The organism is Hymenobacter lapidiphilus, from assembly GCF_013377885.1.
Lineage (GTDB): Bacteria > Bacteroidota > Bacteroidia > Cytophagales > Hymenobacteraceae > Hymenobacter > Hymenobacter lapidiphilus.
Genome location: NZ_JABKAU010000096.1, coordinates 1 through 990, shown reverse-complemented (window position 1 = coordinate 990; position 990 = coordinate 1). Strand labels below are relative to the sequence as shown.

Sequence of the window (990 nt, the reverse complement as noted above, 5' to 3'; positions counted from 1 at the left end):
CAGGATTTGCCGTAGCTTGAGGGCATGAAAGCGTATTCTCTTGACTTGCGTGAACGCGTGGCGGCGGCGTACGCGCTCGGGGAGCACACAATTAGCCAAGTAGCGGTCCAGTTCAGTGTTTCCGATTCGTTTGTGCGCAAGCTGCGCCGCCGGGAGCGCACCACCGGTTTGCTGGCGGCCCTGCCCCGCGGCCGGGGGCCCGCGGCCAGGCTCGACCAGGCGGCCCAAACGCAACTCGCGGCCTGTCTGGGCCAGCAGCCGGACGCTACACTGGGCGAATTGTGCATCTGGCTCGCCGCCATCGGGGGACCGGCCGTGAGCGAGTCTACCATGTGCCGGGCTCTGCAAGGGCTGGACTGGCGGCGAAAAAAAAGAGTGTTCACGCCACCGAACGCGACACGGATCGGGTAAGAGCGTTGCGTCAGGCGTTTATCGAGGCCGTGCAGCAGCAAGATTTTAGCTGTTTCAAGTTTGTGGACGAAACCAGCACGAACCTGACCTACTGCCGCCGCTATGCCCGCGCCATCGGCGGGCAGCGCGCCGCGCAGGCTGCGCCCTTGCACAATGGGCCGAACGTGACGCTGGTCGCGACCCTCACCACCCAGGGACTGCACGCGTGCATGACGGTAAGCGGAGCCGTCAACGGGGACGTGTTTGCCGCCTATCTGGCGCAGGTGCTCGGTCCCACCCTGGTGGCAGGCGACGTGGTGGTGCTCGACAACTTGCCCGCCCACAAGGTTGCCGGACTGGCTGAATTGGTCGAGGCCCGCGGGGCGCGGCTGTTGTATCTCCCCCCCTATTCGCCCGATTTTAATCCGATTGAATGGGCCTTCAGCAAGCTCAAAACGTGGCTGTGTACGGCCCAGGCGCGAACCCGCGAGGCGCTGGAGGCCGTCATTGCTGACGCCGCCAACTGGATCAGTGAGCAAGACGCTAAAAACTGGTTTGACCATTGTGGCTACCATGTACAGTAACTTGAAATGCGCTCTA

At 63.2% G+C, this 990-nt stretch carries 1 protein-coding gene; it reads left to right on the top strand.

The annotated features are described in order from the left end of the window. Positions 1 to 281 precede the first annotated feature (281 nt). Complete coding sequence (locus HW554_RS20785; protein ID WP_317170917.1) at positions 282 to 974, top strand: IS630 family transposase; 693 nt, start codon at positions 282 to 284, stop codon at positions 972 to 974. Positions 975 to 990 lie beyond the last annotated feature (16 nt).